The sequence below is a fragment of the Sphingomonas sp. GW821-FHT10F09 genome (assembly GCF_058809195.1).
Genome location: NZ_JBXASI010000001.1, coordinates 1,047,634 through 1,064,015 on the forward strand (window position 1 = coordinate 1,047,634; position 16,382 = coordinate 1,064,015).

The window sequence follows — 16,382 nt, forward strand, 5'->3', positions numbered from 1 at the left end:
CGGGCGGCGCCGTTCAGGCGGGCGGCGCTTCCTTCAGCAGCGGAATGAGGGTGGCGTTCAGATCGTCGAGATCGAGCGCCGCCGCCTTGGCGTAGCGCACCACGCCGGCGCGATCGATGATGTAATTGGTCGGCACGGCGCCGTCGATCAGCGGATAGCGCCCCTTGATCCGCTTTGCTGGCGTGATCGGCAGCGCCGCGAACAGTGGCTTCATCCGGAACGCCGGCACCGAATCCTCCGTCGCGATGGCGAACACGCGGAGCCCGTATTGCTCGTGTGCCGGTAATAGCCGTCGAGCAGCGGCAGTTCGGCACGGCACGGCACGCACCACGTCGCCCAGAAGTTCAACACCACCACCTGCCCGCGCAGGCTCGCCAGCGTCACCTTGCTGCCGTCGATCAGCGTCACCTCGAAATCGGGGGCGGGCCGGCCGACCGGCGTTTCGGCCGGCGGCGTCGACGACGCGGTAAGGGTCCATAACGCCGCAGCGATCGCGGCGCGGAACAGGCTCATGATCGGTCTCCCTGTCGCCAGCAGGAGACGGCAGGGGCACGACGTCAAGCCTTGCTCCTAACCGGTTGATCCGGCGGGTCGACCGGGCTATGTTAAACGCGTTAAACAGGAGCCGACATGCTCGGAGTGCGACTCGACACCGAACTGGAAGAGCGGCTCGCCGCCGTCGCGCGCACCCAGGGTCGCAGCAAGAGCGACATCGCGCGCGAGGCGGTCCGCCGTTACGTCGACCTTCACGACGACGCCTATCGGCGTGAGGCGCGGCGCCAGTCGACGCGCGCCTCCGCCCGCGATTCCGCCAGCGATACCGCCTTCTGGCAGGATGCCGCCGCGTGGAAGTGAAGCATGGCGGCATCGTGCTGGTCGATGGACCCGATGGCGCGCCGGCGCGACCGTGCGTGGTCGTCCAGTCGGACCTGTTCAACGCGACGCATGCGACGATCACCGTCTGCCCGCTGACCGGCGTGATGGGCGGCGAGGCGCTGTTCCGCGTCGCCATGTCGCCGCGTGAACACAATGGCCTGACCGCGGAATGTGAGGTGCAGGTCGATCGCATCGCCAGCATCGCGCGCGAGCGGATCACCGCGGTGATCGGCCACGCCAGTCCCACCCGCATGGAGCAGATCGATCAGGCGCTGCGGCGCTGGCTGATGCTCTGACCCCAGAACTGTCCCCAAGGAGCCGACCCATGACCACCGTCACCCCCGCCGTAAAAGCGATCCTCGACAAATATGAAGCGACCAGCCCCGCGGTGAAGGCGAACCTCGCCCGCATCCTGATGCAGGGCGAGCTGGGCGGCACCGGCAAGCTCGTCATCCTGCCGGTCGACCAGGGCTTCGAACATGGCCCGGCGCGCTCGTTCGCGGTCAATCCCGCCGCCTATGATCCCCATTATCACTATCAGATCGCGGTCGACGCCGGCCTGTCCGCCTATGCCGCACCGCTCGGGCCGCTCGAGGCGGGCGCCGACACCTTCGCCGGCCAGATCCCGACGATCCTCAAGGTCAACAGCTCGAACAGCTGGGCCACCAGCATCGACCAGGCGGTGACCGCCAGCGTCGGCGACGCGCTGCGCCTCGGCTGCGCCGCGATCGGCTTTACCATCTATCCCGGCTCGGACGGCATCTTCGAACAGATGGAGGAGATCCGCGAGCTTAGCGAAGAGGCGAAGTCGGTCGGCATCGCCACCGTCATCTGGAGCTATCCGCGCGGCGGCAAGCTGTCGAAGGACGGCGAGCTGGCGCTGGATGTCGGCGCCTATGCCGCGCACATGGCGGCGCTGCTCGGCGCGCACATCATCAAGGTGAAGTTGCCCTCGGCGCATATCGAGCAGGACGAAGCCAAGAAGGCCTATGAGGGCACGGACTGGTCGAAGCAGTCCGATCGCGTCAAGCACGTCGTCCAGTCGAGCTTCGCCGGACGTCGCATCGTCGTCTTCTCGGGCGGCGCGGCGAAGGGCAGCGACGCGGTCTATCAGGACGCGCGCGACATTCTGGCGGGCGGCGGCAACGGTTCGATCATCGGCCGCAACACCTTCCAGCGCAATCGCGAGGACGCGCTGGAGATGCTCGCCAAGATCATCGCCATCTACAAGGACGAGGCGGCCTGATCCGATGACCGGGGCGGGGGACGGCCGCGGCAACGCGACCGACCTCCGCTTCGCCTATCATCGGTCCGTCGCGCCGATGGTCTGGATGCTGGTCGCGTGCGGGACGGTCGAACTGCTCGTCACCCATGCGCTGATCGCCTTCTGGTATCCGACCGCGGCGCTGATCGTCTCGTTGCTGACGCTGGGCGGGCTCGCCTGGCTGGTGCGGGGGCTGCTGCTGATGAAGCACCGGCCGGTCCTGCTTGGGCACGGCCGGCTGGTGCTGCAGGTCGGGACGATCCGCCGCGTCGATGTCCCGCTCGATGCGGTCGCCGGCATCCGGCCGTCGATCGATATGCAGGCGGTCAAGCGGCGCTCGGTGCTCAACCTCGCGCTGCTCGCCTATCCGAACATGGTCATCGATCTGGTCGCGCCGCTGCCCGGCCGACGGGGGATCGTGACGATCGCGCATCGTCTCGACGACCCGGCCGCTTTCGCAACCGCGCTGGAGCGGCTACGGGCGTCGTCATGACAGAAGACGATCCCCTCGGCCCGCTCGATCCCGATTTCGCCAGCCATTTCCAGCGATCCGATCGCCGCCCGCCGTGCCAGCTCTATCTGGTCTCGCCGCTCGACGTGACCGGCGGCTTCGCCGACCGGCTGGCGCGGGCGCTCGACGCCGGGCCGGTCGCGGCGTTCCAGTTCCGCGTCAAGGACGTGGACCAGCATGCCGCCGCGACGCTGGCGGAGCCGCTGCAACGCATCTGCGCGGATCGCGAGGTCGCGTTCATCGTCAACGACAGCATCGCGCTCGCCAAGCGGCTGGGGGCGGACGGCGTCCATCTCGGCCAGGACGACGGCGACCCGCGCGAGGCGCGCGATATCCTCGGGCCGGACGTGCAGATCGGCGTGACCTGCCACGACAGCCGCCACCTCGCGATGGAGGCGGGCGAGCGCGGCGCGGACTATGTCGCGTTCGGCGCCTTCTTCCCGACGACGACCAAGGCGGTGGAGCATCAGCCCGACCCGTCGATCCTGTCCTGGTGGGCATCGATGTTCGAGCTGCCGAGCGTCGCGATCGGCGGGATCACCCCGGTCAACGCGCCGGCGCTGGTCAAGGCGGGGGCGGATTTCCTCGCCGTGTCGGGTGCGGTGTGGGGCGGCGACGAAGCCGCGGCCGTGAAGGCGTTCGCCGGGGTGCTCGCCAGATAGGCGTCCCCGGCCCGCCGGTACCATCGTGCCGCTGCGACGAAACCTCCGCCCCCGCCGACCGTTCAGTCCGCAAGCGTAACGGTAAAAGGGACACGGCGGATGAAGGCGTTAGTCGCAACGGCACTCCTGGCGGGCGCCACGCTCGCCGCCCCGACGACGGCACAGGCGCCGCAGCCGGTCGATCGCAACATCCTCCACGTGCAGGTCATCCTCGATTCGCTCGGCTTCGGCCCGGGCGTGCTCGACGGCAAGGGCGGACAGTCGCTGACTGCCGCGTTGAAGGGGTTTCAGGAGGCCAAGGGTCTGCCGCGCACCGGCAAGCCCGACGCGGCGACGCTCCGTGCCCTCTATCCCTATCGCGCCAAGCGCCCGACCGCGCGCTTCGTGCTGACCCGCGAGGCGCTCGCCGGGCCGTACATCAACCCGCTGCCCAAGGATTATGGCGAGCAGGCGAAGCTGCCGACGATCGGCTATGCCACGCCGATGGAAAAGCTGGCGGAGATGTTCCACACTCAGCCCGCGGTGCTGATCGCGCTCAATTCGCCGACGACGCGGCTGAAGGTCGGCGACGCGATCACCGTCCCCAATGCGCTGCCGGCCTCGCGCGATTATGATCCCAAGTTGCCCGACCACTGGCGCCAGACGCTCAACATGCTCAACGTCGATGCGACCCAGCCGGTCGCCGATCACATCGTCGTCGACAAGTCCGACAGCGTCCTGCGCGTGCTCGACAAGGACGATCGCCTGATCGCGCAATTCAGCGCGACGATGGGGTCGAAATACGATCCGCTGCCGCTGGGCACATGGAAGATCAACGGCGCGGACTATAATCCGAAATTCCACTACAATCCCGCCTTGTTCTGGGACGCCAAGAAGGGCGACGAGAAGGAGATGCTGCCGCCCGGGCCGAACGGTCCGGTCGGCGTGGTCTGGCTCGACCTGTCGAAGGAGCATTACGGCATCCATGGCACGCCGCACCCGGAGCTGATCGGGCGGACCGAAAGCCATGGCTGCATCCGCCTGACCAACTGGGACGTCGCCCGCCTCGCGCAGATGGTGAAGCCCGGGACCAAGGCGGTGTTCCAGGCGTGATGCGAGCCGGGGAGGTGCGCCGATGACCCGCCTCGGCTGGAGCATCCTCGCGCTCGTGCTGGTCGTCGTCGCCGCCTTCCTGTCGATGACCAGCTTCGGCACCGCCTCCCGCCGGTCCGCCCGCGTCGAGGTCGCCGTCGGGGAGCCGCAGCCCGCACGCGACGGCGGGCCGCTCACCGTTCCCGTCGCGGGTGTCCCGCGCGGCACGATCGTCGACAGCTGGAACGACCCGCGCGGCGGCGGCAGTCGCGGCCATCACGGCACCGACATCCTCGCCCCCGCCGGAACGCCGGTGCTCGCCGCGGCGGCGGGCCGCGTCGAGAAGCTGTTCCAGTCCGACCTCGGCGGCACCACGGCCTATATCCGCTCGCCCGATCGTCGCTGGATCTATTATTACGCACATCTCGCAGGTTACGTGCCGGAGTTGCGGGAGGGAATGAGCGTCCGCGCCGGGCAGCAGATCGGCTATGTCGGGGATACCGGCGATGCCGGTCCCGGCAACTACCATCTCCATTTCGGCATGCAGCGGATGCGCCCCGATGAGCGCTGGTATCAAGGCGAGGACGTCAACCCGTACCCGATGCTTGCCGCCCGCGCCTCGCCACGATAAAGGACGCGGCACCAAGGCGCGCGCTGACCTGCGCGCCGCAATCGCTCTTTCCTATAGGTTCAGACCATGAAGATCAGCGGCGTGGACATCCGTCCCGGCAACATCATCGAATATGAGGGCGGCATCTGGCGCGCCGTCAAGATCCAGCACACGCAGCCTGGCAAGGGTGGCGCGTACATGCAGGTCGAGATGAAGAACCTGATCGACGGTCGCAAGAACAACGTCCGCTTCCGCTCTGCCGAGACGGTCGAGCGCGTCCGCCTCGATACCAAGGACTTCCAGTTCCTGTTCCGTGACGGCGAGGCGCTGACGTTCATGGACAAGGACAATTACGAACAGATCACGCTCGACGCCGGCATCCTCGGCGATGCCGCGGCGTTCCTGCAGGACGGCATGGACGTCGTGCTCGAACTGTACGACGAGCGTCCGATCTCGGTCGAACTGCCGAGCACAATCGAGGCGATGATCGTCGAGGCCGACGCGGTGGTGAAGGGGCAGACCGCCTCGTCCAGCTACAAGCCGGCGATCCTCGACAATGGCGTCCGCGTGATGGTGCCGCCGCATATCGGCGCCGGCACGAAGATCGTCGTCGACGTCTACGAACAGACCTACGTCCGCCGCGCGGACTGAGCTAACATCCCTCTCCCTGCGGGAGAGGGTGGCCGAGTGTAGCGAGGTCGGGTGAGGGCAGGGCCTTCGCCGATCCTCACCCTCCCACCGCCTGACCGCGGCGGGCCCCTCCCTCTCCCCATGGGAGAGGGGTAAAGAGATTGCCCCATGCCCAGCCATTCCGGCCTCTTCACCGTCATCGAACGCGCCGCCCGCAAGGCCGGCACGGCGCTGCGCCGCGACTTCAACGAGGTGCAGAACCTGCAGGTCAGCCGCAAGGGGCCGGCCGACTTCGTCTCGATCGCCGACAAACGCGCCGAACAGACGCTTTACGAGGAACTGAGCCGCGCCCGCCCCGACTGGGGCTTCCTGATGGAAGAGGGCGGCGAGGTCGCGGGCGATCCGAACAAGCCGCGCTTCATCATCGATCCGCTCGATGGCACGTCCAACTTCCTCCACGGCATGCCGCATTTTGCGATCTCGATCGCGGTCGAGGAGCCGACGCCCTCCGGCAAGCGCGAGATCACCACGGGCCTCGTCTATCAGCCGCTGACCGACGAGAGCTTCTGGGCGGAAAAGGGGCGGGGGGCATGGCTCACCGACCAGCGGCTGCGCGTCTCGGGGCGGCGTGACCTGTCGGAGGCGCTGATCGCCACCGGCATCCCGTTCCTCGGCCATGGCGATTTCGTCCAGTGGAGCCGTATCTTCGGTGCGATCGCCCCCGAAGTCGCCGGCATCCGCCGCTTCGGCGCGGCGGCGCTCGACCTCGCCTGGGTCGCGGCGGGGCGGTTCGACGGCTATTGGGAATCGGGCCTGAAGCCCTGGGACACCGCGGCGGGCATGCTGCTGGTCAAGGAGGCCGGCGGCTACGTCACCGACTTCCGCGGTGCCGATCGCGCGATGGAGCGCAACGAATTCCTCGCCGCCAACGACGGCCTGCACGTCAAGCTGCACAAGCTGGTGGCCGGCGCGCTGCGCTGACGCAGACGTCCCTGTGCCCTCACCCTTTCCGCGAAGCCGGTGCAGGGGTGAGGGCCGGGGGAAGGCCGGGCTAAGTCATTCACCCTCGCTTAATTGCGAGTGATTCTCACACCCTCCCGGCCTTGCCCGTGCCACCCCACGGGCCTAAAGCGACCCCACATCCTTCGCACCTGCGAGAAGCCCATTGGTCGATCTGTCGCAATACCTGCCAATCCTGCTGTTCCTGGGCATCGCCCTGGCGCTGTCGAGCACGTTCGTGTTCCTGCCCATGGTCGTCGCCCGCCTGACCGGCGCCGACAAGCCGAACGAACAGAAGCTGTCGGAATATGAATGCGGCTTCCCCGCGTTCGAGGACCCGCGCAGCCAGTTCGACGTGCGATTCTATCTCGTCGCCATCCTGTTCATCATTTTCGATCTCGAGGCCGCGTTCCTCTATCCATGGGCCGTCTCGGTGTTCAGCATCGGCTGGAGCGCCTGGATCTCGATGATGATCTTCATCGGCGAATTGGCCCTGGGCCTCGTCTACGCCTGGAAAAAGGGAGCGTTGGATTGGGAATGACACCCATGTCCGGACCCGTCGAACTCGATCGCCCGGCCACCGCCACGTCGCTGGTGCCGCCCGATCAGGGATTTTTCGATAGCCTGAACGGCGAACTGACCGACAAGGGCTTCCTCGTCACCTCGACCGAGGAGCTGTTCCAGTGGGCGCGTACCGGCTCGCTGTGGTGGATGACCTTCGGCCTCGCCTGCTGCGCGGTCGAGATGATCCACGTCAACATGCCGCGCTACGATCTCGAACGCTTCGGCGCCGCGCCGCGTGCGTCGCCGCGCCAGTCGGACGTGATGATCGTCGCGGGCACGCTGTGCAACAAGATGGCGCCTGCGCTCCGCAAGGTCTACGACCAGATGTCGGAGCCGAAATACGTCATCTCGATGGGCAGCTGCGCCAACGGCGGCGGCTATTATCATTATAGCTACAGCGTCGTGCGCGGCTGCGATCGCGTGGTTCCGGTCGACATCTACGTGCCCGGCTGCCCGCCGACCGCGGAGGCGTTGCTGTACGGCATCATGCAGCTGCAGCGGAAGATCCGCCGCGCCGGGAGCATCGAACGGTGAGGGCGCCCGCTCCCGCCTATGCGGCCGACCTCAACGGCGAGACGATCGACTCCGCGCGGGTCACGCTCGGTGCGGCGCTGATCGACGCTGTCGACCAGGTCGGCGAGGTCGCGCTCTATGTCGAGCGTGAGGCGATCGTGACCGCGCTCACCGCGCTGCGCGACACGCCCGGCCTCGAATATCAGCAGCTGATGGAGATCGCCGGCGTCGACTATCCGGAGCGCCCAGAGCGCTTTGAGGTGGTCTATTGCCTGCTGTCGCTGACGCGCAACCACCGCCTGCACGTCCATGTCGCGACCGACGACGTCAAGCCGGTGCCGTCGGTGACGGGCATCTGGCCGGTCGCCGGCTGGCTGGAGCGCGAAGTGTACGACATGTACGGCGTGCTCTTCACCGGCAACGCCGACCTGCGCCGCATCCTCACCGATTATGGCTTCCGCGGCCATCCGCAGCGCAAGGACTTCCCGCTCTCGGGCTTCGTCGAGATGCGCTATTCGGAAGAGCAGAAGCGCGTCGTCTACCAGCCGGTCAGCCTTGCGCAGGACTTCCGCAACTTCGACTTCCAGAGCCCGTGGGAAGGCGCGCAATACGTCCTTCCCGGCGACGAGAAGGGCATGGTGCCCGAGGCCAAGGGCGCGCCGACGCCGCTGAAGGCGGACGAGATCGTTAAGGCCGATGCGCCCGCGAAATCGCAGCCGGCAGCCGCGACGAACGAGCCGAAGACCACCGAAACCACCGCGCAGACCGGCGCCGGCGAACCCGATCCCGGCAACCAGCGGCAGGATAAGCCCAAGGATTCGGACGTCGTGCCGACTAAGGGTGGAGGACAGAACCAGTGAGCGACTATGTCGACGAACTGATGCACGTCACCGATGCGGCCGATCCGACCACCGGCGACGTCACCATATCGAACTATACGATTAACTTCGGTCCCCAGCATCCGGCGGCGCACGGCGTGCTGCGGCTGGTGATGGAGCTGGATGGCGAGATCATCGAGCGGATCGACCCGCACGTCGGCCTGCTGCATCGCGGCACCGAAAAGCTGATCGAATACAAGACCTATGCGCAGGCGATCCCCTATTTCGATCGGCTCGATTACTGCTCGCCGATGTGCATGGAGCACACGTTCGTGCTCGCGATCGAGAAGCTGCTGGATATCGAGGTGCCGATCCGCGCCCAGTATCTGCGCGTCTTCTTCGCCGAGCTGACGCGTATCTCGAACCACATGCTCAACCTCGGCAGTCACGTGATGGACGTCGGCGCGATGACGCCGAACCTGTGGCTGTTCGAGATTCGCGAGGATTGCTACAATTTCTTCGAGCGCGCGTCGGGCGCGCGCATGCACCACAATTACATGCGGCCGGGCGGCGTCCATCAGGACGTGCCGCTCAAGCTGTTGACCGACATTGCCGACTGGCTCGACACGCGCTTGCCGCGCCTGTTCGAGGATGCGATCAGCCTCGTCGCCGACAACCGCATCTTCAAGCAGCGCAACGTCGATATCGCGACGGTGAGCCGCGAGGATGCGATCGCCTGGGGCTTCTCGGGTCCGATGATCCGCGCGGCGGGTATCCCGTGGGACCTGCGCAAGTCGCAGCCCTATGACGTCTACGACCGGATGGAATTCGACATTCCGGTCGGCACCAAGGGCGATTGCTACGATCGCTTCATGGTGCGCGTCGAGGAGGTCCGCCAGTCGGCCCGGATCATGAAGCAGTGCCTGCGCGATATGCCGGAGGGGCCGATCGCCTCGACCGACCGCAAGGTGGTGCCGCCCAAGCGCGCCGAGATGAAGCAGTCGATGGAAGCGCTCATCCACCACTTCAAGCTCTACACCGAGGGCTATCACGTCCCCGCGGGCGAGGTGTATGTCGCGACCGAGAGCCCGAAGGGCGAATTCGGCGTGTTCCTCGTCTCCGACGGTTCGAACAAGCCGTATCGCTGCAAGATCCGCCCGACCGCGTTCAGCCACCTGCAGGCAATGGACTTCATGTCCAGGGGCCACATGCTGGCGGATACGACCGCGATCCTCGGCGCGATGGATATCGTTTTTGGTGAATGTGACCGCTGATGGCTGAAGCACCCCAGATCCCCGACGAAGCAGAGACCCGCGCCCGCTGGGGTGCCTTCGCCTGGAACGAAGAGAACCAGCGCAAGGCGAACGAGATCCTGTCGCGCTACCCCAAGGGTCGCGAACAGTCGGCGTCGATCCCGTTCCTCGACCTCGCCCAGCGGCAGGTGGGCAGCGAGACGCAGACGCAGGGCTGGCTACCCGTGCCGGTGATCGAATTCGTCGCGCGTGCGATCGGCGTGCCGTACATGCGCGTGTACGAGGTCGCGACCTTCTACACGATGTTCAACCTCGCGCCGGTCGGCCGCTATCACGTCCAGGTCTGCGGCACGACGCCGTGCATGCTGCGCGGGTCGGACGACGTGCTCGCCGCGTGCAAGAACCGTGGGCTGGTGAAGGGCGGTACGACCCCCGACGGCCTGTTCACGCTGACCGAGGTCGAATGCCTCGGCACCTGCGCCAACGCGCCGATGGTCCAGATCAACGACGACAATTACGAAGACCTCGATTATGACCGCACCGTCGCGGTGCTCGAGGCGCTCGCCAAGGGCGAGCAGCCGAAGACGGGGTCGACGATCGGTCGCCAGACCAGCTGCCCCGAGGGCGGCCCGACGACGCTGACCGCGATGGTCGATGCCAACCACGATTATCGGAGCGAATGGGCCTGATGCTCGCCGACAAGGACCGCATCTTCACCAACGTCTACGGGTTCCAGCCCTGGAATCTCGAATCGGCGTTGAAGCGTGGCGACTGGGACAATACCAAGGCGCTGATGGCGCTCGGCCAGGACGCGATCATCGACGTCATCAAGGCGAGCGGCCTGCGCGGCCGTGGCGGTGCGGGCTTTCCGACCGGCACGAAATGGTCGTTCATGCCCAAGGAGCCGAAGCCGGACCGGCCGAACTTCCTCGTCATCAACGCCGACGAATCCGAACCCGGCTCGTGCAAGGACCGCGAGATCATCCGCCACGATCCGCACAAGCTGATCGAGGGCGCGCTGATCGCCGGCTATGCGATGCGCGCGCGCGCGGCCTATATCTATATCCGCGGCGAATATATCCGCGAGGCGGAGACGCTGTTCGCGGCGGTCGCCGAGGCATATGATCGCGGCCTGATCGGCAAGAACGCCAGCGGCTCGGGATATGACTTCGACGTCTTCGTCCACCGTGGGGCCGGCGCGTACATCTGCGGCGAGGAAACCGCGATGCTCGAAAGCCTCGAGGGCAAGAAGGGCCAGCCACGGCTGAAGCCGCCGTTCCCGGCGGGTGCGGGCCTCTATGGCTGCCCGACGACAGTCAACAACGTCGAATCGATCGCGGTCGCGCCGACGATCCTGCGGCGCGGTGCCTCGTGGTTCTCGAGCTTCGGCCGCGAGAACAACAAGGGCACGAAGCTCTACCAGATCAGCGGTCACGTGAATAAGCCCTGCGTCGTCGAGGACGCGATGGGCCTGACCTTCCGCGAACTGATCGAGACGCATTGCGGCGGTATCCGCGGCGGCTGGGACAATCTGCTCGCGGTGATCCCGGGCGGATCGTCGGTGCCGCTGGTGCCGGCGAAGGACATCATCGACGCACCGATGGACTTCGACGGGCTGAAGGCGGTCGGCTCCGGCCTCGGCACCGCGGCGGTGATCGTCATGGACAAGTCGACCGACATCGTCCGCGCGATCAGCCGTATCTCCTACTTCTACAAGCACGAGAGCTGCGGCCAGTGTACGCCGTGCCGCGAGGGCACCGGCTGGATGTGGCGCGTGATGGAGCGGCTGCGGACCGGCGATGCCGACATCGCCGAGATCGACACGCTGCAGCAGGTGACCAAGCAGGTCGAGGGCCACACCATCTGCGCGCTCGGCGACGCGGCGGCCTGGCCGATCCAGGGCCTCATCCGCCATTTCCGCCCCGAACTGGAGCGCCGGATCAACGAACGTAGCGGCGGCGATCTGACGCCGATGCAGGAAGCTGCTGAATAATGCCCAAGCTGAAGGTAGACGGGATCGAGGTCGAGGTGCCGCAGGGCGCGACGGTCCTCCAGGCATGCGAAGCCGCGGGTAAGGAAATCCCGCGTTTCTGCTATCACGAGCGGCTGTCGATCGCCGGCAATTGCCGCATGTGCCTCGTCGAGGTGAAGCCGGGGCCGCCGAAGCCGCAGGCCTCGTGCGCGCTGCCCGCCGCGGACAACCAGGAGGTGTTCACCACGACGCCGATGGTGAAGGCCGCGCGCGAAGGCGTGATGGAATTCCTGCTCATCAACCATCCGCTCGATTGCCCGATCTGCGATCAGGGCGGCGAATGCGACCTGCAGGACCAGTCGATGGCCTATGGCAAGGGCCATAGCCGCTACACCGAGAACAAGCGCGCGGTCACCGAGAAGTATATGGGGCCGATCGTCAAGACGATCATGACCCGGTGCATCCAGTGCACGCGCTGCGTCCGCTTCGCCGAGGAAGTCGCCGGGGTCGAGGAGATCGGCGCGATCTATCGCGGCGAGGACATGCAGATCACCTCCTATCTCGAACAGGCGGTGACCAGCGAACTCAGCGGCAACGTCGTCGATCTGTGTCCGGTCGGTGCGCTGACCAGCAAGCCCTACGCCTATGAGGCGCGGCCGTGGGAGCTGAAGAAGACGCTGACGATCGACGTGCAGGATGCCGTCGGTACCAACATCCGCCTCGACAGCCGCGGCCGTCAGGTGCTGCGCTGCGTTCCGCGCATCAACGAGGACGTCAACGAGGAGTGGGCGACCGACAAGACGCGCCATCACGTCGATGGTCTGGTCCGTCGCCGTCTCGACCGGCCTTATGTCCGTCGTGACGGCAAGTTGGCACCGGTCAGCTGGGACGAGGCGTTCGCGGTCATCAAGGCGAAGGTCGATGCCGCCGGGTCGAACGTCGCGGCGGTGGCGGGCGATCTCGTCGACTGCGAAACCATGTATGCCGCCAAGGCCTTGCTCGCGAAGCTCGGTTCGTCGCTGCTCGAGGGGCGGCAGACGGGCATGGATTACGACACGTCCAGCCTTGCCGCGGTGAATTTCAACACGACGATCGCCGGCGTCGAAGAGGCGGACGCGATCCTGCTGGTCGGGACCAACCTGCGCTGGGAAGCGCCGCTGGTGAACACCCGCATCCGCAAGGCGATCAAGAAGGGCGCGAAGGTCTTCGCCATCGGGCCGGAAACCGAGCTGACCTACAAGGTCGAATGGCTTGGTGAAGACCTGTCCCTGCTCGGCAACCTGCCGGAGGCGGCCGCACAGCTGTTCACCGACGCCAAAAAGCCTTTGGTCATCGTCGGCGGTGGCGCGCTGAAGGGTGGCCATGGCGCAGCGCTGGCCTTTGCGCGGCAGTTCAACCTCGTCCGCGAGGGCTGGAACGGCTTCAACGTCGTCCACATGGCGGCGAGCCGGATGGGCGGGTTGATGCTCGGCTATGCACAGAAGGGCGGCATCGCCGACCTGACCGGCGCCGGCGTCACCTTATTCCTCGGCGCGGACGAGGTGGATTACCCCCGGTTCGCCGGGTTCAAGGTCTATATCGGCCATCACGGCGACACGGGCGCGCATCATGCCGACGTGATCCTGCCGGGTTCGACCTATGCCGAGAAGTCCGGCACCTGGGTCAATCTGGAAGGGCGCGTCCAGCGCGGCGAGCGCGCGGTGTTCGCACCGGGCGACGCGCGTGAGGATTGGGCGATTATTCGTGCCCTGTCCGACGTGCTCGGTCACACGCTGCCGTTCGACAGCCTTGCCGGGTTGCGCGAGGCGATGGGCGTGGATGTGCCGGCGCTGCGCGCGCCGGGTCTGGCCAGCTTCGACTGGAACCCGCCGGCGCTCGACGCGACCGGGCAGGGCAGCCTGTCGGGCTATCCGATCAAGGATTTCTATCTGACCAACGCCATCTGCCGTGCGTCGCCGACGATGCAGCGCTGTTCGGCCGAACTGGTCCATGGCGAGACGTTCGCGGAGGCCGCGGAGTGACCGACTTCTTCAATTCCACCGTCGGCATGTCCTACGAATGGGCGTGGTTCACCGCGACCATCGTCGGCATCCTCGTCATCGCGCTGCCGCTGATGCTGGCGGTCGCGATGATCATCTACGCCGATCGCAAGATCTGGGCGGCGATGGCGCTGCGCCGTGGCCCGAACGTGGTCGGGCCGTTCGGCCTGCTCCAGTCGTTCGCCGATGGCCTCAAGGTCTTCCTGCAGGAAACCATCGTACCTGCCGCCGCCAACCGCGGCCTGTTCCTGATGGCGCCGATCATTACCTTCACGGTCGCGCTGATCGTCTGGGCGGTGATCCCCTTCGGCGACGGCGTGGTGCTGTCGAACATCAACGTCGGCCTGCTCTACGTGCTCGCGGCGTCGTCGCTTGGCGTCTACGGCATCATCCTGTCGGGCTGGGCGTCGAACTCGAAATATCCCTTCTATTCCGCCCTGCGTGCCGCGGCGCAGATGGTCAGCTACGAGGTCGCACTCGGCTTCGTGCTCATCACGGTCGTGTTGTGGGCCGGCAGCTTCAACCTGTCCGCGATCGTCCTGGCGCAGCAGAACATGTACGGGCTGCCGATCAACGGCTTCGTGCTCAACCCGTTGCTGTTCCCGATGAGCATCGTCTTCCTGATCTCCGGCATGGCCGAAACCGGGCGTGCGCCGTTTGACCTCACCGAGGCGGAGTCGGAACTCGTCGCGGGCTATCAAACCGAATACAGCTCAATGAGCTTCGCGCTCTTCTGGCTGGGCGAATATGCCAACGTGTTGCTGATGTGTGCGCTCAACGCGACGCTCTTCTGGGGTGGCTGGTTGCCGTTCTTCAACTTCGCGCCGTTCACCTGGGTGCCGGGGATCATCAATCTCTTCATCAAGATCCTGATCTTCTTCTTCATCTTCAGCTGGGTGAAGGCGACCGTACCGCGCTACCGCTACGACCAGCTGATGCGGCTGGGGTGGAAGATCTTCCTGCCGCTGTCGCTGTTCTGGGTGTTCCTGGTGTCGGGCGTCCTGATGTGGATGCGGGTCGGGCTGTGAGCCACGTCTCCACCTGGCTGTCGTATCGCGGGTTCGACCCGCAGGCAGTGTACCGGCGTGCGCTTGGCGGCGTCGTCATCGGATTGACGGTCGTATCGATCGACCGAATATTGGGGTTTGGGTCTTGAGCGTCGCACAGATCATCAAGTCGTTCACGCTGTGGGAGTTCGTGAAGGCGCACGCCCTCACGCTGCGGTATTTCTTCAAGCCGAAGGCGACGATCAACTACCCCTACGAACGCAACCCGATCAGCCCGCGCTTCCGGGGCGAGCATGCGCTGCGCCGCTATCCGAACGGCGAGGAACGCTGCATCGCGTGCAAGCTGTGCGAGGCGGTGTGCCCGGCGCAGGCGATCACGATCGAGGCCGAACCGCGCGACGACGGCAGCCGCCGCACGACGCGCTACGACATCGACATGACCAAATGCATCTATTGCGGTCTGTGTCAGGAAGCATGCCCGGTCGACGCGATCGTCGAGGGGCCGAACTACGAATATGCGACCGAAACCCGCGAGGAGCTCATCTACGACAAGGCGAAGCTGCTCGATAACGGTGACCGCTGGGAAAGCGCGATCGCGGCGAACCTTGCCGCCGATGCGCCCTACCGTTAATGCGCGCCGCACTCGATTCAGGGCTTAGGGGGCCGACCCAATCGTGATTCAGGCAATTGCCTTTTACCTGTTCGCCATCGTGGTGATCGGATCGGGCGCGATGACGATCTCGTCGCGCAATCCGGTACATTCGGTGATGTGGCTGATCCTCGCGTTCTTCAACGCCGCGGGGCTGATGGTGCTCGTCGGCGCGGAATTCATCGCGATGCTGCTCGTCATCGTCTATGTCGGCGCCGTAGCGGTGCTGTTCCTGTTCGTCGTCATGATGCTGGATATCGAGGTCGCGCAGCTGCGTGCCGGCGTCGCGCAATATGCCGCTTTGGGCCTGGCGCTCGCGGTGGCGCTGGCGGCGGAAATCCTGATCGGCATCGGCGCCTGGAGCGCCGGCGGCCTCAAGATCAGCCAGCGTATCGCACCGATCGACACGGCGGTGCCGAACGTGCAGGCGATGGGGCAGCTGCTCTACACGCGCTATCTCTTCGTGTTCGAGGCGGCGGGCTTCGTCCTGCTCGTCGCGATGATCGGTGCGATCGTGCTGACGCATCGCCAGCGTGGCGGGGTCCGCGCGCAGTCGCCGTCCCGTCAGATCGCGCGCCGTCCCGAGGATGCGACGCGCAACGTCCAGCCGCCGGTCGGCCAGGGGGTCCAGCTGTGATCGGTCTTACCCATTATCTCGTCGTTGCGGCGGTGCTGTTCACGATGGGCGTGCTCGGCATCTTCCTCAACCGGAAGAACCTGATCGTCATCCTGATGGCGATCGAGCTGATCCTGCTCGCGGTGAACCTCAACCTCGTCGCCTTCTCGGCCTATCTCCACGATCTGGTCGGCCAGATCTTCGCGATGTTCGTGCTGACCGTCGCCGCCGGCGAGGCGGCGATCGGGCTCGCGATCCTCGTCATCTATTTCCGTGGCCGCGGCACGATCGCGGTCGACGACGTCAATCGGATGAAGGGCTAAATACC

20 protein-coding genes and 1 pseudogene are annotated in these 16,382 nt (G+C 66.0%); 20 read left to right on the forward strand and 1 reads right to left on the reverse strand.

Features of this window, described 5'->3' with window-relative positions; translation table 11 throughout:
- Positions 1 to 13: 13 nt before the first annotated feature.
- A pseudogene (locus tag AC1RTO_RS04960) lies at positions 14 to 513 on the reverse strand (TlpA family protein disulfide reductase).
- Between the two features lie 117 nt (positions 514 to 630).
- On the opposite strand from AC1RTO_RS04960, the gene relB reads away from it, so the two are divergent.
- From relB to nuoK, 20 genes are all read left to right on the forward strand, one after another.
- The gene (gene relB, locus AC1RTO_RS04965) at positions 631 to 855 is read left to right on the forward strand and encodes a type II toxin-antitoxin system RelB family antitoxin (RefSeq protein WP_493159772.1); all 225 of its coding nucleotides are present in this window, start codon (positions 631 to 633) and stop codon (positions 853 to 855) included.
- Positions 846 to 1,172 carry a type II toxin-antitoxin system PemK/MazF family toxin gene (locus tag AC1RTO_RS04970; protein ID WP_493159773.1) on the forward strand — a complete coding sequence of 109 codons (327 nt, stop codon included), beginning with the start codon at positions 846 to 848 and terminating at the stop codon, positions 1,170 to 1,172. The genes relB and AC1RTO_RS04970 overlap by 10 nt, the downstream gene beginning before the upstream one ends.
- A gap of 29 nt (positions 1,173 to 1,201) precedes the next feature.
- Positions 1,202 to 2,122, forward strand: a complete 921-nt coding sequence (locus AC1RTO_RS04975) for a class I fructose-bisphosphate aldolase (RefSeq protein ID WP_493159774.1) — start codon at positions 1,202 to 1,204, stop codon at positions 2,120 to 2,122.
- Positions 2,123 to 2,126: 4 nt separating this feature from the next.
- A complete protein-coding gene (locus AC1RTO_RS04980) occupies positions 2,127 to 2,633 on the forward strand; it encodes a hypothetical protein (protein WP_493159775.1) in 507 nt (168 codons plus the stop codon).
- The gene (gene thiE / locus AC1RTO_RS04985; RefSeq protein WP_493159776.1) at positions 2,630 to 3,313 is read left to right on the forward strand and encodes a thiamine phosphate synthase; all 684 of its coding nucleotides are present in this window, start codon (positions 2,630 to 2,632) and stop codon (positions 3,311 to 3,313) included. The genes AC1RTO_RS04980 and thiE overlap by 4 nt, the downstream gene beginning before the upstream one ends.
- Positions 3,314 to 3,412: 99 nt before the next feature.
- Positions 3,413 to 4,405 (forward strand): L,D-transpeptidase family protein, encoded by a 993-nt coding sequence (locus AC1RTO_RS04990; protein ID WP_493159777.1) that lies wholly within the window; start codon positions 3,413 to 3,415, stop codon positions 4,403 to 4,405.
- Positions 4,406 to 4,427: 22 nt separating this feature from the next.
- On the forward strand, positions 4,428 to 5,015 hold the full coding sequence (locus tag AC1RTO_RS04995) for a M23 family metallopeptidase (RefSeq protein WP_493159778.1): 588 nt from the start codon (positions 4,428 to 4,430) through the stop codon (positions 5,013 to 5,015).
- 66 nt (positions 5,016 to 5,081) lie between these two features.
- Positions 5,082 to 5,645, forward strand: coding sequence for an elongation factor P (gene efp / locus AC1RTO_RS05000; RefSeq protein ID WP_254287374.1), 564 nt, complete (start codon positions 5,082 to 5,084; stop codon positions 5,643 to 5,645).
- Between the two features lie 147 nt (positions 5,646 to 5,792).
- Complete coding sequence (locus tag AC1RTO_RS05005; RefSeq protein WP_293877177.1) at positions 5,793 to 6,605, forward strand: inositol monophosphatase family protein; 813 nt, start codon at positions 5,793 to 5,795, stop codon at positions 6,603 to 6,605.
- A 184-nt stretch (positions 6,606 to 6,789) separates the two neighbouring features.
- Positions 6,790 to 7,164 carry an NADH-quinone oxidoreductase subunit A gene (gene ndhC, locus AC1RTO_RS05010; protein WP_293877179.1) on the forward strand — a complete coding sequence of 125 codons (375 nt, stop codon included), beginning with the start codon at positions 6,790 to 6,792 and terminating at the stop codon, positions 7,162 to 7,164.
- Positions 7,165 to 7,169: 5 nt separating this feature from the next.
- Positions 7,170 to 7,721, forward strand: a complete 552-nt coding sequence (locus AC1RTO_RS05015; RefSeq protein ID WP_293877181.1) for a NuoB/complex I 20 kDa subunit family protein — start codon at positions 7,170 to 7,172, stop codon at positions 7,719 to 7,721.
- The gene (locus AC1RTO_RS05020; RefSeq protein ID WP_493159779.1) at positions 7,718 to 8,560 is read left to right on the forward strand and encodes an NADH-quinone oxidoreductase subunit C; all 843 of its coding nucleotides are present in this window, start codon (positions 7,718 to 7,720) and stop codon (positions 8,558 to 8,560) included. Before AC1RTO_RS05015 ends, AC1RTO_RS05020 begins: the two co-directional genes overlap by 4 nt.
- A 20-nt stretch (positions 8,561 to 8,580) precedes the next feature.
- Positions 8,581 to 9,792, forward strand: coding sequence for an NADH-quinone oxidoreductase subunit D (locus AC1RTO_RS05025; RefSeq protein WP_493160337.1), 1,212 nt, complete (start codon positions 8,581 to 8,583; stop codon positions 9,790 to 9,792).
- Positions 9,792 to 10,460, forward strand: coding sequence for a complex I 24 kDa subunit family protein (locus tag AC1RTO_RS05030; RefSeq protein WP_493159780.1), 669 nt, complete (start codon positions 9,792 to 9,794; stop codon positions 10,458 to 10,460). The genes AC1RTO_RS05025 and AC1RTO_RS05030 overlap by 1 nt, the downstream gene beginning before the upstream one ends.
- Entirely contained in the window at positions 10,460 to 11,764 is a 1,305-nt protein-coding gene (gene nuoF, locus AC1RTO_RS05035) for an NADH-quinone oxidoreductase subunit NuoF (protein WP_493160338.1), read from the forward strand. The genes AC1RTO_RS05030 and nuoF overlap by 1 nt, the downstream gene beginning before the upstream one ends.
- Entirely contained in the window at positions 11,764 to 13,764 is a 2,001-nt protein-coding gene (gene nuoG / locus AC1RTO_RS05040; RefSeq protein WP_493159781.1) for an NADH-quinone oxidoreductase subunit NuoG, read from the forward strand. Before nuoF ends, nuoG begins: the two co-directional genes overlap by 1 nt.
- A 26-nt stretch (positions 13,765 to 13,790) precedes the next feature.
- Entirely contained in the window at positions 13,791 to 14,810 is a 1,020-nt protein-coding gene (nuoH, locus tag AC1RTO_RS05045) for an NADH-quinone oxidoreductase subunit NuoH (protein ID WP_493160339.1), read from the forward strand.
- A gap of 124 nt (positions 14,811 to 14,934) precedes the next feature.
- Positions 14,935 to 15,420 (forward strand): NADH-quinone oxidoreductase subunit NuoI, encoded by a 486-nt coding sequence (gene nuoI, locus AC1RTO_RS05050; protein WP_293877193.1) that lies wholly within the window; start codon positions 14,935 to 14,937, stop codon positions 15,418 to 15,420.
- Between the two features lie 43 nt (positions 15,421 to 15,463).
- A complete protein-coding gene (locus AC1RTO_RS05055; RefSeq protein ID WP_293877195.1) occupies positions 15,464 to 16,075 on the forward strand; it encodes an NADH-quinone oxidoreductase subunit J in 612 nt (203 codons plus the stop codon).
- Positions 16,072 to 16,377, forward strand: coding sequence for an NADH-quinone oxidoreductase subunit NuoK (gene nuoK / locus AC1RTO_RS05060; RefSeq protein WP_293877197.1), 306 nt, complete (start codon positions 16,072 to 16,074; stop codon positions 16,375 to 16,377). Before AC1RTO_RS05055 ends, nuoK begins: the two co-directional genes overlap by 4 nt.
- Positions 16,378 to 16,382 lie beyond the last annotated feature (5 nt).

Bases quoted from the DNA above. Each gene is read 5' to 3' on its own strand.
- AC1RTO_RS04995 (WP_493159778.1), top strand. From the start codon at position 4,428: ATGACCCGCCTCGGCTGGAGCATCCTCGCGCTCGTGCTGGTCGTCGTC.
- nuoH (WP_493160339.1), top strand. From the start codon at position 13,791: ATGTCCTACGAATGGGCGTGGTTCACCGCGACCATCGTCGGCATCCTC.
- AC1RTO_RS05030 (WP_493159780.1), top strand. From the start codon at position 9,792: ATGGCTGAAGCACCCCAGATCCCCGACGAAGCAGAGACCCGCGCCCGC.
- AC1RTO_RS05005 (WP_293877177.1), top strand. From the start codon at position 5,793: ATGCCCAGCCATTCCGGCCTCTTCACCGTCATCGAACGCGCCGCCCGC.
- thiE (WP_493159776.1), top strand. From the start codon at position 2,630: ATGACAGAAGACGATCCCCTCGGCCCGCTCGATCCCGATTTCGCCAGC.
- AC1RTO_RS05015 (WP_293877181.1), top strand. From the start codon at position 7,170: ATGTCCGGACCCGTCGAACTCGATCGCCCGGCCACCGCCACGTCGCTG.
- AC1RTO_RS05025 (WP_493160337.1), top strand. From the start codon at position 8,581: ATGCACGTCACCGATGCGGCCGATCCGACCACCGGCGACGTCACCATA.
- nuoG (WP_493159781.1), top strand. From the start codon at position 11,764: ATGCCCAAGCTGAAGGTAGACGGGATCGAGGTCGAGGTGCCGCAGGGC.
- AC1RTO_RS04980 (WP_493159775.1), top strand. From the start codon at position 2,127: ATGACCGGGGCGGGGGACGGCCGCGGCAACGCGACCGACCTCCGCTTC.
- nuoF (WP_493160338.1), top strand. From the start codon at position 10,460: ATGCTCGCCGACAAGGACCGCATCTTCACCAACGTCTACGGGTTCCAG.
- AC1RTO_RS04975 (WP_493159774.1), top strand. From the start codon at position 1,202: ATGACCACCGTCACCCCCGCCGTAAAAGCGATCCTCGACAAATATGAA.
- AC1RTO_RS04990 (WP_493159777.1), top strand. From the start codon at position 3,413: ATGAAGGCGTTAGTCGCAACGGCACTCCTGGCGGGCGCCACGCTCGCC.
- relB (WP_493159772.1), top strand. From the start codon at position 631: ATGCTCGGAGTGCGACTCGACACCGAACTGGAAGAGCGGCTCGCCGCC.
- efp (WP_254287374.1), top strand. From the start codon at position 5,082: ATGAAGATCAGCGGCGTGGACATCCGTCCCGGCAACATCATCGAATAT.